This is a genomic window from Paraburkholderia sp. RL18-101-BIB-B, assembly GCF_046026985.1.
Lineage (GTDB): Bacteria > Pseudomonadota > Gammaproteobacteria > Burkholderiales > Burkholderiaceae > Paraburkholderia.
In genome coordinates this window covers 1-255 of sequence record NZ_JARESV010000245.1, presented here as the reverse complement: position 1 = coordinate 255, position 255 = coordinate 1, and the positions used below count along the sequence as shown (strand labels likewise).

The 255-nt window shown below is 66.7% G+C and carries 1 pseudogene; it reads left to right on the top strand.

The window, feature by feature from the left end:
• Nucleotides 1-68 precede the first annotated feature (68 nt).
• A pseudogene (locus P0D73_RS46935) lies at nt 69-255 on the top strand (efflux transporter outer membrane subunit); the annotation flags it as partial.

The following is a 255-nucleotide window of genomic DNA, read 5'->3' as shown; positions in this document are numbered from 1 at the left end:
AGGCGCTCCGACCACTAAACCCTCTGCCCGGCGCGAGGACGACTGACATGCGCGGCTCCGCGTTCATCATGCGTTTGGTGCCAGCCCTTCTGCTTGCGGGGCTGAGTCTCGGCCTGGGCGGTTGTCTGCTCGGCCCCGACTACGTGCGACCCACGGTGCCCACGCCGGCGACGTTCCGCTTCGAAGCAAGCGAGGCGGCCGAAGTTGCCAACGCGATGTGGTGGGAGCAATTCGGGGACCCCGTGCTGAACGATT